The organism is Akkermansia sp. AE01SA01 (genome assembly GCF_036417395.1).
Lineage (GTDB): Bacteria > Verrucomicrobiota > Verrucomicrobiia > Verrucomicrobiales > Akkermansiaceae > Akkermansia.
In genome coordinates, this window is the sequence record NZ_CP143890.1 from 1,324,814 (window position 1) to 1,339,745 (window position 14,932).

Consider the following 14,932-nt stretch of genomic DNA (forward strand, 5'->3'; position numbering starts at 1 on the left):
TCCTTCCATATTCATGAGAGGAGCCTTTATTAATTTTCAAGATATTTGAAATTAATTGATTAACAATCGATTTCTTCAACTGTTACACCATTCGGAATCAGGTCATGATTGATCGTAATATCGTAATCCTGGATAGATCTTGGGAATTCGACGTTTTGGTGTTTGGTGACGGATACGGAATCAATTAGTTTATGGGCCGGGGCATTCCCTAGTTCACTATCATGTTTGAACAAGATAATTTTACGAATAGTCATGGAGCCGGAAGGCCTCGCGGCGGAAGCATCAAAATCAAAAAGGTGAACCAGAGCATCCTGGAAGGTATTCCAGTCGTTTTCCGAGAAACCGGTTTGTTTAGCCAGGAAAGGATTCAGGCATCCCTGCGTTTTATACAGGGCATAAGGAAGGGTGAATTTTCTTCCCATGGTACGGTTATCTCCCTTTTGCTTGAGAGATTCCGCTTCCGTTGTCACGGCGCACCGTGTGACCGCAAATTCTGACGTTGAAACGGGATCAATGGAGCGTGCAAAAGACATTTGTATAGGGCCACGCACCTGCCCGCAATTGACGCCAGTAGTCATGACTGCTCCAAATGTGCGAATATCAAAGAAGGTTTGGCACATCCATGATTTTGCCTTGTCATAATCTGCCTGTTTGGCTTCTTTCTGATCTATTTGCAAGGCTTGGTAAGCGCGGTTTTGCTGGTTGTTCAGGATTGCTTTTTCCTTAACATAAATTTCGTAACCCGGTTCGCCGTCCTTGGTCAGTTGAATGAAGTTGCGAACTTTGCGTTTCAGGCACACGTCCGTGATCAGGCCGTGTCCGGATTCCGCATCCATGCGGGGAAGATTGCCTGCATCAGGGTCTCCATTGGGATTGGCATCAGTGACGTCAAACAGAATGAGAAAGTCAATTTTATTCATTGTTATCAGTGGTTTGTGTTTCAGTTGTTTGAGAAGTTTCTTTGTTTGTAAAAAAGTCGTTCATTTGATGATAGAATCCGAGGTCGAAATAGGCTTGCTGTTCCAGTCCCATATGTGGTGGAATATTGTCCGGAATGTGGGATTTGATTTCTCTGACCATTTTTTCCCTGTTAAATTTGGCTCCTTCCCCATGCTTCTGTTTAACGAGTTTTAGATGATGCTGATAGAGTTTATTGACTGTGGGATAAACGGAACGGGGATGTGCACTCATGCTGGAGAAATAGGCGTCACGGATGGTCCGGTTGATATCTTTTCCCAAAGCGTCTTCCTGGGTCTTTACATAGACGGCGAAGAGCCTGCCCAGCAAGTACCCGATGTTATGGTTGTCTGGATTGATTGTTTGCATGGTCGTAAGAGCATGGTTGCTGTTTTTTCTGTAAAGCCATCCCTTAAGAAGGGAACAACGGATATAGTTGACTTTTTTGTCAATTCGGATACGCCTAACGATGGCTTGGGCAATCATGTCCGGATAGGGTAGCCGAAATAGGATGGATTTCATCAGAATCCCTCCATACATGGGAGGCAGTTCTTTAAGATCCCTGACGGTTTCTTTTAAAATATCAAGAGGCTTGGGCAGTTCCGGATCCGGGTATTTGCTATTTTTCTCCGTCCATTGGCGGACAAGTGAGATATCCCGGTAGTGGGCCTGGATATTTTCCATCAATTCTCCGAAGGTTGATTGATACCAGAAACGAAGGGAAAGGCGCGAGGCATTCGGTGAGAGGCCCAGGATAAAAAAGGGTACTTTTGCATTCTCCAGTATCTCTTGGGAAAGTTCCCCCTGCCGCAATTGCTTCATGATAAGGGAGACTTTTTCAAACGTCATAGTGTCCATGGACGGAGATGCAGGAGAGCTGGAAGCTATGGTCCCGAACAGCAGCGCAGTCATATCCATGGTTTCTTTAGGGGCATCAGCCCAAAAAACGACCGTCGCATCCCCTATGCGCATATTGTATTGGGAATGGGCAAGGAGGTAGTTGAGAGCATTGCAGTAGGCAAAGGCGGTATTTTCACCTACCGGAGCGTTGAGGCTTTGATCTTTGCCGTAAGAGATAAAGGCAGGGCAGTTGAATGATACCAGTTTTGCTCCAGATACCTGTGCGCCCATGACGCCCTTGATGGCCGGTTCATGGAGCAACGCCAACGGTTCCTCCTTGCCCGAAACAAGACAGAATCCTTTTTCAGTCTGTTTTTTGCTGCCATACCATTGCTCGGAACCTTCCTGAAACCACCAACGTTGAATTTCAGGAATTTCATGAACGTATTTCATTTCTCCCAAAATCCGGAAAACTCCATTGGATATCCATAAATCGGGAGTTTCCAGTTTAGCAGGTGTGTTTTCAGGATTCCATTGTTCCAGAAAACGGCAGACAGCAGAAAAATGAGGATGATTGATAGAAGTTTCTACAGAAAGATGCCTGTCTCTGAAACAGGAAAACGCTTCCCGGATGCGATTTCTATCCTTTTCGGAAGTTTCCCCTTTATATCCCAACAAGTACCCGCAATTATCCCATAAAAAACAGGGATTTAATCCGGAACCGGAAGGCTTGTTTCCGCCAAGTACCAACATTGGGATAGAACGAAGTTTGGCATTTTTTTTCCCAGCAGGATTTTCCATCGTCCTGATATCGTCAATGCCTACCAGCTCTCCATCAGGTTTCAGTGCGATTCTGAAAGAGATTTTTTGACGGCTTTTGCCGATAGTAGGTAAATCCCCTTTGGCGATGACGTCCCTGTCCTCTGATAACCTATCGTAAAGTTTGCTTAATGCCGGAATAATCATGTTAGAAATTGGTATGGTTCAGGGAAGGAACATGAAGAATGCCGGATTTCAATTCCGCAGGGAAAAAATGCGGAAGAGCGGAAAGTTTTTGTCCGTCATGCGAACTGATGATTTTTCCTTTTTTGTCAGGAACGAATTCTATTTCATGCAGCATCATTCCCAAATCCCGGTTTTGCTGTTCGACAGGCAACGAAGAAAGAGGAGGCGTTTTTTCATCCCACCATTCAAAAGAGACCGGGAATTCTCTGGTTCCAAAATAAGGCTGATGGAAAGATTGGCCTTTCATGGCGCGGCGCTTGAACATTTCATGATGTTTAGCGTTCTCGTTGATATTTTCCTGTTCCTTAAGTACTGAAAAGTGTGCTTCAATAAGGTATTCAACATCCTGAAGAATCATGGAAGCCCGTTGTTGTCGGGTTTCTTCAATGAGAAGTCCTAATGAAGCTTCTCCTCCATTTTTGATCAAATCAGATTTGGGTGCTGTAGCTTTGGCTGCCACCTCGTTTCTGCGAATGGGAACCAGTTTGATCGGCTTAAGCACATGTATTTTATCAATATGCCATTTAATTTCCGGTTTCCAGTAAATGGCACTTAAAATACCAATGGCTGCAGATGGTGTCATGACTTCATAGGAATACCGTTCCGCTTTCAGCTCCGGTCTCGTAAAACAGGCCCACTCTCCCCAAACATGCAAAAAAATACCAGTATCAATCATGGTCAACTGATGTAACCTATATACAAGGGGTCATCTTTTTTCAAGGTTAAAAGACCTTTATTTTCATCGTAAAGTCCTTGTGCTTCCAGAAGCACGTGAATGGTGCCGTCAATATATGACTGTATACCATGGTTTTGCAGAATGTACCATTCGTTGTCATAAACTTGGACGCTGTAACGCTGGATTTTTCTTCGCAAGCTTCTGTCAGGGTAAAGTCCCAGAGAATTCAGTTTACAAAGACGTTCCCAGACGTCTAATGCTTCTGGGTCTGTGTTTATCACCATCATGACGGAACGGGAGGTATCGGGAATGATTTTGAAATTTCTATCTATATCTTTAAATTTAAATGATTTGAAAATGCTTTCCGGCTGTTGGGGGAAGGGTGTCATTTCCATGATTCCCTTTGAATCCCAATGGTTGGTCTGATCTTTGCGGTTGTTGTAGTAGAACCGAAAAAAAAGTTTGGCAATCTCTGGAGAAAGAAGGTCTGCATCCGGATACAGTTTCAGGACATCCCGGGTTGCAGTGGCTGCTGCTACCAGGTCATCAAGAGTGGAGGGAATAGGGAAGTCTGTTGATTCGTAAATCAGGACAAGGCCTTTGTTCTGTCGTTCTCCATGTCTATTACAGCGTCCCGCCGCCTGCGCAATGGAATCTACTCCAGCGAAGGCTCTGTAAACAACCGGAAAGGAAATGTCTATGCCCGCTTCAATAACTCTGGTGGAAATGAGGATAAGATTTTTTCCTTTCTCCAGTTCCTTTCTGACGGTTTTAATGACTTTTTCCCGATGTGCAGGATGCATTCTGGCAGATAGGTGGACAATGTACTCTGAGGTCCGGGAGGAAAATGCGTCAAATAGGCATTGCGCCTCTTTGGTTGTATTGACAATAAATAATGCCGAACGGTCAGGGAGTTTTTTCCAGTTGTCGATCAGTGCGTCCTGGTCCATGCTGCCCAAGTGCCGTATTTCCACGCGCTTCATGGAGTTTTCGAGGTGGCGTTCAAATTCAGCTCCCAGGAGGCTAGTGAGTTCTTGCGATTCCCAGCCGATTGGAAATTCTTCCTTGCGCTCCAGAGTCGGTTGGGTAGCCGTGCAAAGTACCAGAGTGCATCCGTAGTCTTTTTCCAGAGTTTTCATGGCTTCTAGGCATGGAGCCAACAGGCGGGAGGGCAGGCTTTGGGCTTCGTCAAAAATGATGACGGAATTGGCGATGTTGTGTAGTTTTCTGCAACTGGAAGGTTTGTTGGAGAATAGGGATTCAAAAAATTGAACGTTCGTAGTGACAATCAGCGGGGCATCCCAGTTTTCAGACATCAGTCTGACTCTTTCCGTGTCTTTTTCCTCAACTATGTTGGAATGGTGCTCCAGGATGCATTCTATTTCTGGTTCTGTATCCGGAGATGCCATGACTTTCCTGAATTCTCTTGCTGTTTGGTCAATGATGCTCGTAAATGGGATCACATAGATAATGCGGCGCAGGCCATGATGGCAGGCATGGGCAAGCGCAAAACTAAGTGAAGACAGTGTTTTTCCGCCTCCAGTGGGAACATTGAGCTGATACACCCCTTGGATGATTTTTGCCTGTGCAAGACAGCGGTGATGAATGTTGCGCCGGATGAGTTGAATAGGAGTGGCATTTGGGTTGCATTCCAACTTGGCCAGATAGCGTTCCAGCTTCTGTCTCATGCTTTGGAGTATATTCTCCGGCCATCTTGGCCTTAAATCCCGCCTTTCCGGGGACATAAAATCTTCCGTCGCCAGGAAATCGCCGTCGGTCAGGAAGGAAAATAGCATGCGTATCTGCATGGCGACGGCGAATCCCATGCAACGGTTTGGAGTGAGTGATTTTTCATGCCAGAGAAATGGAGGGGACGTTTCTGTGAAGTCACATAATTCTTTCGGAGCGTAAGCTTGCCATTCGGGAATTTCTTCATGAAACCGCTTATGGAAAAGGATGGGACCGTTGGGCAAGCCGCCATGATGACCCGCAATCACATACGCGAGCATTTCGCCCCATGGCATGATGGAGTTTTTCCAATTTTGGCAGGCCAATTTTGCTCCCGCGGTCGAATGGTCAACTTTTTGAGCGGAATGGTTTCCTTCGGATTCTGAAGAGGATGAAAGTTCTCGTATACGTTTTTGAAATTCTTTGGAAAATTTACCCAAATCATGCCAAAGTGCTGCAGCTGAAGCCCAGCGGTGCCATGCTTCACGGATACACGAAGGAAAATTCTCTACCAACACGCCTATGTAGTGTTGTGTTGTGTTAAGGTGTCCTGGAATAGTTGCAGAGATATCCGGAGATGTGTAGAGGGGTTCGTCCACGAATGTTTTATCGTCCAGCCGTTTACGATGCGCTATGGGAACATCGGATTCATTCATCCGGATCATTGTGCTATGAATCTATTGGTAAAATCAATATATATCTTAACTTTTTTATATTATTCATTGAGTCTGGAAACAATGTGTGGGATGTTCTATTCCCAGATAGGTTTTATGAATGATCCTTTGCCATATTCCGTACCTTTGGCGGCATTGCAGCATTATCTGTACTGTCCCAGGCAGTGTGCGCTGATTCATCTGGAATGTGTGTGGGCTGACAACCAGTTTACGGCGGAGGGGAATGTATTTCATGAACGAGCGGATTCCGGCATGACGGAAAACCGCGGACGAAAGAAAATTCTGCGTTCCCTGCATGTTTCCTCCCTCCAATGGGGAATTCACGGCATTGCGGATGTTGTGGAGGCTGTTTACGCTGAAAAAGGCGGCGTTCCCATATCCATGACTCCGGTGGAATACAAGGTAGGCAAGCCAAAACCGCACCGCGCGGACGAAATACAGGTATGCGCTCAGGCCTTGTGCCTGGAGGAAATGTTCGGAATGGCTATTCCTGCTGGTTTTTTATTTTACGGGAAAACCCAGAGGAGGCATGAGGTGGCGTTTGATGATGAATTGCGTTCCCTGACGTCTCGGATTATTCGGGAAACCAGGGATATTCTGACCGGAGTGGTAACGCCTTTGCCCCAATATTCCAAAACCTGCAAGTCCTGTTCCCTGGTCAACGACTGCCTTCCGGACGTATGCCGGGAACGTAGGCAGGGAATGAAGGACCGTGTGGACGAAGTATTTGAGGAAAGTCTGAATATGTGGGAGGCTGATGATTTATGAAGAAGCATTTAAATACATTGTTCGTGACGCTGGAAGGATGCTGGCTGTCCAAGGACGGAGATACTGTAAAAGTGAATTCGGAAGGTCAGTGCCTGTTGCGGGTCCCTCTTCATAATCTGGAAGGAATCGTCACGCTGGGGTGGGATATCGGCGTGTCTCCGTATTTGATGGGGGCCTGTGCGGAAAAAGGAATTACCCTGTCGTTCTGCAATCCTTACGGTAAATTCCTGGCTGGCGTGCAGGGATTCATGAAAGGAAACATCCTGTTGCGCCGGGAACAGTACCGCTGGGCCGATGAAGAAGCAAAATGGGTTGGAGTGGCGCGGGAAATGATTGCCGCAAAAATCGCCAATTGCCGCAACTTGCTGTTGAGGGCACAAAGGACCTACGGGAAAAATCTTGCGGAAGAAGTGAACCGGCTGGCTGCTTTTTGCCGCATGGCCCGCGGGTGCGTTTCCGGAGACATTCTGCGGGGAATTGAAGGCTCCGCCGCGGAAACGTATTTTTCCTGCCTGTCCCACTGCCAGCGCACGGAAGATCCGGAACTGGTATTTGAAGGGCGTAACAGACGACCGCCAAAGGACTGTTTCAACGCGTTGCTTTCCTTTTTGTACAGTTTGTTGTGCCATGATGCCAGGTCCGCCTTGGAAAGCTCCGGGATTGACGCGGCTGCAGGATTTCTGCACCGCGATCGTCCGGGACGCCCCGGCATGGCATTGGACCTTATGGAAGAATTCCGAGCTCCTTTGGCGGACCGTCTGGCCTTGACTCTGATTAACCGCAAGCAGATATCTTCAGACGACTTTGACAGGGAAGAATCCGGAGCCGTCTTTTTGAAGGAGGATTCCCGTAAAAAAGTTCTGACCGCATGGCAGGAACGCAAGAAAACCGTTCTGGTTCATCCCTTCCTCCAGGAGAAAACCACGCTGGGACTGCTGATCCATATTCAGGCGCTGTTGCTGGCACGCCATCTGCGCGGAGATATGGATTGTTATCCTCCGTTTATTGGCAAATAAATGCTTTCTCTCCATGTATATTCTCATCACCTACGATGTTGTTACGGAAGACAAGGCCGGCCAGCGCCGCCTGAGGCGGGTTGCCCGTGCTTGTGAAAACATCGGGCAGAGAGTACAGAATTCCGTGTTTGAATGCGAGGTCTCTCCGGCCCAATTGGTTGACATCAGGAGCAAGTTGCTTAAAATTATTGATCAGGACAGCGACAGCCTCCGGATTTACCACATGGGGTCCAATTGGCATCACAAAATCGAACAATTAGGCAAGGAAAAGAGCTATGACATTTCCGGGCCGTTGATCATTTGAGTGCTGTTTGACATGGCCTTTGCGCCAACCCCAAGCTTACATCAAATTGCCGGGAAGTCGGCGATTCTTGTAAGACATTGGAAAACGCAGATTGACAACCAAGTATGATGAAGAGAAGACGGTATGTGATGTACCGTCTTCGTGAAGTTGGCGCAAAGCCCCGCTTGCATGATTGATTAACAACATGTACCGTTGAGGCAGTCGCTCTCCGCAAGGAGGGCGTGGATTGAAACTGCATGTCAGGCGGAGCTTCGGGGGTGGACTTCGGTCGCTCTCCGCAAGGAGGGCGTGGATTGAAACCTGGATGTGCACAGGGAATATTCCCGTCGCAATAGTCGCTCTCCGCAAGGAGGGCGTGGATTGAAACGTGGCTCTTGCGGCGGCAATAGGAACGGCCCTTGCGTCGCTCTCCGCAAGGAGGGCGTGGATTGAAACTCCCTGCTCAAGGAGATGGGGGAAGAGTGGACTCGTCGCTCTCCGCAAGGAGGGCGTGGATTGAAACCTGTCCAGCTTGAATGGGAATATGATTGGCCCGGGTCGCTCTCCGCAAGGAGGGCGTGGATTGAAACCGTGATTATTCATGACGAAGGCGGTTTCCTTGTCGTCGCTCTCCGCAAGGAGGGCGTGGATTGAAACCCTTTTGATACCGTGAAACATGGACACACTGCACGTCGCTCTCCGCAAGGAGGGCGTGGATTGAAACCTTGATACAGGGCATCTTTTGATCTCCGGCATACGTCGCTCTCCGCAAGGAGGGCGTGGATTGAAACTTGACAGATACGCCGGAGGGAGTCATTCTCTCCAGGTCGCTCTCCGCAAGGAGGGCGTGGATTGAAACAGTGCCCGCAAATACAAACATGTGCAGGGTTCCGGTCGCTCTCCGCAAGGAGGGCGTGGATTGAAACTTTGCGTCCTCCATGTCATCAACTCCAAGATGAGTCGCTCTCCGCAAGGAGGGCGTGGATTGAAACTGGGATACGGAAACCTTTTACTCCAAGGAATACTGTCGCTCTCCGCAAGGAGGGCGTGGATTGAAACCACGCTCCTGAATGTGGCCCACCAAGTCGGCGGGGGTCGCTCTCCGCAAGGAGGGCGTGGATTGAAACCTTGTTCTGATCCTTGAGCTCTTTGAGTTCATCCAGTCGCTCTCCGCAAGGAGGGCGTGGATTGAAACGCCGAGGCCGATCATCCCTGGATGATCTTCAACTGTCGCTCTCCGCAAGGAGGGCGTGGATTGAAACTCTATGCTTTAGTTTTTGAGGATTCCCGGACTCCGTCGCTCTCCGCAAGGAGGGCGTGGATTGAAACCGGCCTGCTGGGAAGCGGGGATGACGTGGGGCGCGTCGCTCTCCGCAAGGAGGGCGTGGATTGAAACGTACACAGCCCCCACGGTAAGAGAGGTGACTTTGGTCGCTCTCCGCAAGGAGGGCGTGGATTGAAACCGTTAAGCTGCACGATGTCATCCAGGGCGGGCACGGTCGCTCTCCGCAAGGAGGGCGTGGATTGAAACAACAGGATAACGCAGTAGGTGTCATAGGGAATAGTCGCTCTCCGCAAGGAGGGCGTGGATTGAAACGATGGCTCCGGCGGCCTCCGCCTCCGCGCGGTCCGTCGCTCTCCGCAAGGAGGGCGTGGATTGAAACGTCGTGCTTTTGATTGGCACCGGAGTCCGGCTGGTCGCTCTCCGCAAGGAGGGCGTGGATTGAAACTGTGCCCAGTCCCATTTCTTCTGCCCTTGCTCAAGTCGCTCTCCGCAAGGAGGGCGTGGATTGAAACAACACTGGTTTATATGGGCAAGAAAAGAAGACCAAGTCGCTCTCCGCAAGGAGGGCGTGGATTGAAACAGGGCAGCCACAGCACGAAATAATATCGAGAATGGTCGCTCTCCGCAAGGAGGGCGTGGATTGAAACCGCCCCTGACCGGTTCAACGCTGCCGTGTTGCAGGTCGCTCTCCGCAAGGAGGGCGTGGATTGAAACCATGTACTGGATAGAAAGGAAGAAAGGAGCCGAGTCGCTCTCCGCAAGGAGGGCGTGGATTGAAACTTTCCCATAAGGCCAACCGGGACAATCCGTATGCGTCGCTCTCCGCAAGGAGGGCGTGGATTGAAACTGTTTTGGTCTTGGTTGTCCGTATGGTTGTCCGTGTCGCTCTCCGCAAGGAGGGCGTGGATTGAAACTGGCAAACCTGGTCTATCTCCAATCCCTGAAATGGTCGCTCTCCGCAAGGAGGCCGGCTGACTTGTACGATGATTAAAAAGCACCCCGGACCAGATAAGTCCGGGGTGCTTTTTTGTTTTCTGCCGCAGGAGTCAGGGAATGGGTCGATCTTTCGGGTTGAGTTCGGCGGGCGGCAGGGAACGGAGCAGGGCCAGCAGGGGGTCCTGCACTGCGGTTCCTGTTTCACTCTGGCGTTTGAATTCCTCTTCTTCCTGCTGGAGGGCGGCCAGTTTGGTGTCTTCCACCAGGGCTTTGAATTTGTCCGCCTGGGAGTATTCTCCGTCCGTATCCCGGAAGACACGGGCAAGCCAGCGGCGTTTTTCTTCCGTGCTGAGCAGGGGATCGTTCATGAGTCCGGCTGTGTTTGTTTGTCCAGCAGGTTTCCGGCCAGTTGCCTGCCTCTCTCCGTAGAGCGGTAGACATAGGGACGGCAGTCCCCGAAGCGCTCCACGTAACCCTGCGCGATGAGGTCCTGCAAAATGTTTGTAACGGTGTTGGGGTGCAGCCGCGTCGCTTCCGTGATGGTGCTGTGACGCCGGTACCCGGCAATGATGGCCAGAATGACTTGCGCGCTGCTGAGGCGGAAGTCCATCCTGCGTACGTTGGAAGCGAATATTTGGATGAAGTCCAAGGCTTTCATGAATTTTTATTCACAGGTTTTTTAGATATTATTCACTTGTTATTTTCAAGTTATTCACAATCTTCCGGATTGTGGGGGGCCCTCATTTTTCTCAAGAGGTCCAACAGAGGGTGAGAGTCATTGGAGAAGGATTGGACGGCGTTGACCGTGGCGGCCTGCGGAAGGATGATCTTGTGGAATTCCTGATGAAGGTTCTGGCGCAGGTTCTGGTTCCCCGTCATGGGCATGGCCAGTTTTTCCGCCAGTCGCGTCGCCAGGGCATCCATGAAGAGGGGATCGAATTGTTCTGCGTCTTCAATGTCCGCGATGTAGCTCATCCGCAGCGGTGCCCGGGAGGCGAGAATGCGGCGGCCCTGCATTTTCCATTCCGTGCATTCCACATCCAGGATGCGCAGGCAGTCTTTCGGCAGGGTGAATTGATAGGGCGTCAGGGAATTGGGCGCCTGTGCGGAAACGGAGTCCAGCGTGATTTGCACGGTGGCGAATGTCCACCGGGCCATGCAGAGGGTCTCCCTGCGGGCCGGATGGTAGTGTAGAACGCAAAGGCGGGACGCTGTAGATTCATTGGCAATCAGGGCGTCCAGAGGAGCCTCCCCGATTTTGGATAGTGCGGCATTGCATATATCCAGTGCGGACGGTGTGTCCGGTTGAAGAATGGATTCATTTGTCATAGCACCCCATGATTGGCGGAAATTTTTTTCTGGTGCATCATGTTTGGCTGGCGCCTCTTTTGTGCCATCGGTGGCAGGTATGCGTTCCGGGCTTCTCCGGATGCATTTTATATGAATTCCATTATTGGATAGGGACGTGCGCTGGCCGGGACCGTTCGGCAGGCGGCATAGCGTTCCTTCCGGATGCGGGGAACGGGGTGTTTTTAAGGGCAAGTCGTTTTACGGCCTGCCGGACGGAATGTCCCGCAGTCGGCCCAGACCGTCCTGTCATGACCGGAACGGTAAATAACAAAATACAGAAAAAGAAGATATTATGGGATTCATGAAACCATCCACGCCTTCCACTCCCGCTCCCGTTCAGACCATCCCGGTCAAGGCGGAGAGCGTAGGTGCGGAAGTGGGAGAAGATTATCAGGCTAGGGAACGCCAGAGGCAGGGAATGATTTCCACCATTCTGGCGCGGCGCGGAGCCGCCGGAGGGCAGGAAGATGTCAATCCGAAAACCCTGTTGAGAAAAACACTGGGATAGCCAACTATCATGGAAGAACGAATTGCGGAACTGACTTCCGTGTATAAGGCTCTGGCCGCCCAGCGCGCGCCCTGGGAGACCTGGTGGGACCGGCTCCGGGACTATGTACTGCCCAGGCGCCTGAACCGGGAGGGGGAGGTTTCCCTCCCCAGCCGGGACGCCATGGACCGCATGACGGACACGACCGCCGTGGAGGCCTGCCAGAAGCTCGCCAGCGGCCATATGTCCTACATCACCCCCAGCCATGACGTGTGGTTCAAGTGGTCCGCTCCGGATGACCAGGGAGGGGACGAGGCGGAGGCGTGGTACAACCAGTGCTCGGAAGTCGCCTTGAAGGAACTCTCCGTATCCAATTTCTACACGGAGATTCACGAATGCTTCCTGGACCGCGTGGCTCTGGGAACGGGCAGCCTCTTTACCGGAACGTCCGTGGACGGACGGCTGCTGTTTACGAACATCCCCTGCGGGCAATTCGCCTGCGCGGAGAATGCGGAGGGCAGGGTGGACACCTACGTCAGGGAATTCACGTTCACGGCCCATCAGGCACGCAGCATGTTCGGGCTCAAGGCTCTCGGCCCTCGGGCGCGGGAAGTGCTGGAACGCGGCGGCAATCCGTATTCCACTTCCCTGAGGTTTCTTCACGTGGTGCGTCCGCGCACCCGGCGCAGCCGTCGCAGGGTGCAGGCGTCCCACATGCCATTTGAAAGTGTTTACCTGTCTCTGGACGACCAGGTGATCGTGGAGGAAGGGGGATACATGGAATTTCCGTACCTGGTCACCCGGTTCCTGAAATGGGGAAACGGCCCGTACGGGCTGGCTCCCGGCAGGCTGGTTTTTCCCGCCATCCAGCAGGCGCAGTTCCTGAACCGCATTCTGGACACGCTGGGAGAGGTAGCCGCCTTCCCCCGCATTCTGGAACTGGCCAGTCAGATCGGGGAGGTGGACCTGAGGGCCGGCGGCAGAACGGTGATTACGCCGGAGGCCGCCTCCCTCCATCTGCCGCGGGAATGGGCCACGCAGGGCAGGTACGACATAGGGATGGACCGCCTGGCCCAGAAGCAGGAGGCCATCAAGCGGGCCTACTATCTGCCCATGCTGGAACTGTGGGGCGGCCATCACGGCAACATGACAGCCACGGAAGTGATGGCCCGGGAAAACGAGCGCGTGCTCATGTTTTCCCCGTCTTTCACCCTGTTCGTGAGCGACCTGTATTCCACCATGGCGCGCATCTTTTCCCTCCTGTTCCGCATGGGCAAATTCCCTAGGCCGCCCCGCGCTGTTCTAAGGGAGGGGCGGGACGGCACCGTCCGGGTGGGGGAACCCAGGGTGGTATACCAGTCCAAAATAGCCCTGGTGCTGCGGCGTTTGCAGAACGAAGGCATGGACCGCAGCCTGCAGCGCTTGAACATGATGATGCAGGCGGCTCCGGAGCTGGCGGACCATGTGGACTGGGATGCCTGCTTCCGCCTGTCCGCACGGGTGGAAGGTGCGCCGGAAAGCATGCTGAAACCCTGGGCGGACGTTCAGGCCGCGCGGCGCCAGCGCCAGGCGTTGCAGCAGTCCGGAGAGCAGGAACCTGCCGGGGGGGAAGACCCTTACGCCTCCCTTGATCCGTTGCTCAGCCAATTAACAGCCATTCAGGAATGAACCAGGATACCATCTTGCAGCAGGAGGCCTCCCTGAAGGAGGCCCGGCTTAAAAGGCGGCAGCTCCTCCGCGTGTTTGACACGCCGGACGGCCGCGACGCCCTCTCCTTTCTGGAAGCCCGCTTCCAGACTGATTTACCCGTTTTTCAAGGCAGTCCGGGGAATTACGACCCCCTGGACGCCATGAGGCGCGATGCGTACAGGGAGGTATTCCTGTACATCCGCCGCCAGCTCCAGCTAGCCCTTAAAGAATCCACAACAGAAAATAAAAATGATTGATTCCATAGACACCAATGCCGCCGCACCCGCCGGGGATGCGGATTTTTCCTCAGCCGCGCCCCTTGAGGCGGAATCCTCTGCCGACTCCATTTCTGCTACCCCCACTTCGTCCGGCCTGCTGGGAGAAGACGGTTCCTTTGTTCCGGAATGGTATTCCCGGTTTGAGGAATTGAAAGGCACGGAAAAATCCCTGGCCAAATTCAAGACTCCGGAAGCCCTGGCCCGGAGCTACACGGAATTGGAACGCCTGCGGCGTTATCCCGGGGTGGATAATGAAGAACAAATGGCGCGTTTCCGCCAAATGGCCGGCCTGCCTGACTCCGAAGAAGACTACCGTCTGGAACGTCCGGAAACCATGCCGGAAGAGGAATGGAACCCTGAACTGGCGGAACGCATGGCCCGCGCCGCCTATCGCTACGGTGTTCCTCCGGAAGCCATGAACGCCCTGCAGGACACGATGGCGCAGGCCTACCAGGAGGCCAGGGAAAAGGTGCAGGAACAGCAGATGGAACAGGAAACCCAGGCTGAACAGTCCCTGCAGAACGAATGGGGCGGCAGCTACGAGCGCAACATGGGCAGGGCCACGGCGGCCCTTCAGCGCCTGGCCTCGGAAACGGGTGTGGATGCGGATGCCCTTCTGGACAACCCGGCCCTGGGTTCCAATCCGGACGTCATCCGCCTGCTGTATCAGGTCTCCCGCCTGCTGGATGAGGCGCCCCTCCATCAGGAGGGATCAGCCGCTCCCTCCCCGGCTGAAGAAGCCATGCGGATGGAGTCGGACCCCTCCCATCCTCTCTATGAGGCATACATGAGCGTGAACCATCCCAATCACAAGTACGCCAATGAATTGTATGACCGCCTGACTTCCCGGTAACGGCCCCGGCCCGTGGAACGCCGGAGCCGGATAAAACAAGCCCGGCGGAAGGGGAACTTCCGCCGGGCTTAATGTCAGTTTTTCATCAGGGGAAGGTTTCAAGGGCT

At 52.3% G+C, this 14,932-nt stretch carries 14 protein-coding genes and 1 CRISPR repeat array; of the genes, 7 read left to right on the forward strand and 7 right to left on the reverse strand.

The annotated features are described in order from the left end of the window. Positions 1-59: 59 nt before the first annotated feature. The 4 genes from cas7c to cas3 are packed head-to-tail and all read right to left on the reverse strand — an operon-like array spanning position 60 to position 5,862. Positions 60-920 carry a type I-C CRISPR-associated protein Cas7/Csd2 gene (gene cas7c / locus V3C19_RS05350; RefSeq protein ID WP_177706898.1) on the reverse strand — a complete coding sequence of 287 codons (861 nt, stop codon included), beginning with the start codon at positions 918-920 and terminating at the stop codon, positions 60-62. Further along, positions 913-2,763, reverse strand: coding sequence for a type I-C CRISPR-associated protein Cas8c/Csd1 (gene cas8c / locus V3C19_RS05355; protein WP_177706896.1), 1,851 nt, complete (start codon positions 2,761-2,763; stop codon positions 913-915). The genes cas7c and cas8c overlap by 8 nt, the downstream gene beginning before the upstream one ends. 1 nt (position 2,764) lies before the next feature. Next, positions 2,765-3,478 (reverse strand): type I-C CRISPR-associated protein Cas5c, encoded by a 714-nt coding sequence (gene cas5c, locus V3C19_RS05360; protein WP_177706902.1) that lies wholly within the window; start codon positions 3,476-3,478, stop codon positions 2,765-2,767. 2 nt (positions 3,479-3,480) lie between these two features. Further along, a complete protein-coding gene (gene cas3, locus V3C19_RS05365) occupies positions 3,481-5,862 on the reverse strand; it encodes a CRISPR-associated helicase Cas3' (RefSeq protein WP_177706894.1) in 2,382 nt (793 codons plus the stop codon). 114 nt (positions 5,863-5,976) lie between these two features. Here cas3 and cas4 point away from each other — a divergent pair, with 114 nt between their 5' ends. The 3 genes from cas4 to cas2 are packed head-to-tail and all read left to right on the forward strand — an operon-like array spanning position 5,977 to position 7,968. Further along, positions 5,977-6,648 (forward strand): CRISPR-associated protein Cas4, encoded by a 672-nt coding sequence (gene cas4 / locus V3C19_RS05370; RefSeq protein WP_177706900.1) that lies wholly within the window; start codon positions 5,977-5,979, stop codon positions 6,646-6,648. Continuing rightward, positions 6,645-7,664 carry a type I-C CRISPR-associated endonuclease Cas1c gene (cas1c, locus tag V3C19_RS05375; protein ID WP_177706892.1) on the forward strand — a complete coding sequence of 340 codons (1,020 nt, stop codon included), beginning with the start codon at positions 6,645-6,647 and terminating at the stop codon, positions 7,662-7,664. Before cas4 ends, cas1c begins: the two co-directional genes overlap by 4 nt. Positions 7,665-7,677: 13 nt before the next feature. Beyond that, the gene (cas2, locus tag V3C19_RS05380) at positions 7,678-7,968 is read left to right on the forward strand and encodes a CRISPR-associated endonuclease Cas2 (RefSeq protein ID WP_067573023.1); all 291 of its coding nucleotides are present in this window, start codon (positions 7,678-7,680) and stop codon (positions 7,966-7,968) included. Positions 7,969-8,168: 200 nt separating this feature from the next. After that, positions 8,169-10,213: direct repeats of the CRISPR family, unit length 33 nt; unit sequence GTCGCTCTCCGCAAGGAGGGCGTGGATTGAAAC. Between the two features lie 65 nt (positions 10,214-10,278). Here the strand turns inward: cas2 and V3C19_RS05385 are convergent. From V3C19_RS05385 to V3C19_RS05395, 3 genes are read right to left on the reverse strand one after another with little or no spacing between them, the layout of a single operon-like run. Further along, positions 10,279-10,536, reverse strand: coding sequence for a hypothetical protein (locus V3C19_RS05385; RefSeq protein ID WP_067573025.1), 258 nt, complete (start codon positions 10,534-10,536; stop codon positions 10,279-10,281). Next, the gene (locus V3C19_RS05390; protein ID WP_067573027.1) at positions 10,533-10,826 is read right to left on the reverse strand and encodes a MarR family winged helix-turn-helix transcriptional regulator; all 294 of its coding nucleotides are present in this window, start codon (positions 10,824-10,826) and stop codon (positions 10,533-10,535) included. The genes V3C19_RS05385 and V3C19_RS05390 overlap by 4 nt, the downstream gene beginning before the upstream one ends. Positions 10,827-10,876: 50 nt before the next feature. Continuing rightward, positions 10,877-11,497 (reverse strand): hypothetical protein, encoded by a 621-nt coding sequence (locus V3C19_RS05395; RefSeq protein ID WP_130082601.1) that lies wholly within the window; start codon positions 11,495-11,497, stop codon positions 10,877-10,879. Between the two features lie 322 nt (positions 11,498-11,819). On the opposite strand from V3C19_RS05395, the gene V3C19_RS05400 reads away from it, so the two are divergent. From V3C19_RS05400 to V3C19_RS05415, 4 genes are read left to right on the forward strand one after another with little or no spacing between them, the layout of a single operon-like run. Further along, positions 11,820-12,026 (forward strand): hypothetical protein, encoded by a 207-nt coding sequence (locus tag V3C19_RS05400; RefSeq protein ID WP_130082602.1) that lies wholly within the window; start codon positions 11,820-11,822, stop codon positions 12,024-12,026. A 9-nt stretch (positions 12,027-12,035) separates the two neighbouring features. Continuing rightward, the gene (locus V3C19_RS05405) at positions 12,036-13,673 is read left to right on the forward strand and encodes a portal protein (RefSeq protein WP_302389156.1); all 1,638 of its coding nucleotides are present in this window, start codon (positions 12,036-12,038) and stop codon (positions 13,671-13,673) included. Further along, positions 13,670-13,951: a hypothetical protein gene (locus V3C19_RS05410; RefSeq protein ID WP_130082604.1), complete on the forward strand. Its 282-nt coding sequence runs from the start codon at positions 13,670-13,672 to the stop codon at positions 13,949-13,951. Before V3C19_RS05405 ends, V3C19_RS05410 begins: the two co-directional genes overlap by 4 nt. Next, positions 13,944-14,825: a hypothetical protein gene (locus tag V3C19_RS05415; protein WP_302389153.1), complete on the forward strand. Its 882-nt coding sequence runs from the start codon at positions 13,944-13,946 to the stop codon at positions 14,823-14,825. The genes V3C19_RS05410 and V3C19_RS05415 overlap by 8 nt, the downstream gene beginning before the upstream one ends. Positions 14,826-14,932 lie beyond the last annotated feature (107 nt).

Bases quoted from the DNA above. Each gene is read 5' to 3' on its own strand.
- cas7c (WP_177706898.1), bottom strand. From the start codon at position 920: ATGAATAAAATTGACTTTCTCATTCTGTTTGACGTCACTGATGCCAAT.
- cas8c (WP_177706896.1), bottom strand. From the start codon at position 2,763: ATGATTATTCCGGCATTAAGCAAACTTTACGATAGGTTATCAGAGGAC.
- cas5c (WP_177706902.1), bottom strand. From the start codon at position 3,478: ATGATTGATACTGGTATTTTTTTGCATGTTTGGGGAGAGTGGGCCTGT.
- cas3 (WP_177706894.1), bottom strand. From the start codon at position 5,862: ATGAATGAATCCGATGTTCCCATAGCGCATCGTAAACGGCTGGACGAT.
- cas4 (WP_177706900.1), top strand. From the start codon at position 5,977: ATGAATGATCCTTTGCCATATTCCGTACCTTTGGCGGCATTGCAGCAT.
- cas1c (WP_177706892.1), top strand. From the start codon at position 6,645: ATGAAGAAGCATTTAAATACATTGTTCGTGACGCTGGAAGGATGCTGG.
- cas2 (WP_067573023.1), top strand. From the start codon at position 7,678: ATGTATATTCTCATCACCTACGATGTTGTTACGGAAGACAAGGCCGGC.
- V3C19_RS05385 (WP_067573025.1), bottom strand. From the start codon at position 10,536: ATGAACGATCCCCTGCTCAGCACGGAAGAAAAACGCCGCTGGCTTGCC.
- V3C19_RS05390 (WP_067573027.1), bottom strand. From the start codon at position 10,826: ATGAAAGCCTTGGACTTCATCCAAATATTCGCTTCCAACGTACGCAGG.
- V3C19_RS05395 (WP_130082601.1), bottom strand. From the start codon at position 11,497: ATGACAAATGAATCCATTCTTCAACCGGACACACCGTCCGCACTGGAT.
- V3C19_RS05400 (WP_130082602.1), top strand. From the start codon at position 11,820: ATGAAACCATCCACGCCTTCCACTCCCGCTCCCGTTCAGACCATCCCG.
- V3C19_RS05405 (WP_302389156.1), top strand. From the start codon at position 12,036: ATGGAAGAACGAATTGCGGAACTGACTTCCGTGTATAAGGCTCTGGCC.
- V3C19_RS05410 (WP_130082604.1), top strand. From the start codon at position 13,670: ATGAACCAGGATACCATCTTGCAGCAGGAGGCCTCCCTGAAGGAGGCC.
- V3C19_RS05415 (WP_302389153.1), top strand. From the start codon at position 13,944: ATGATTGATTCCATAGACACCAATGCCGCCGCACCCGCCGGGGATGCG.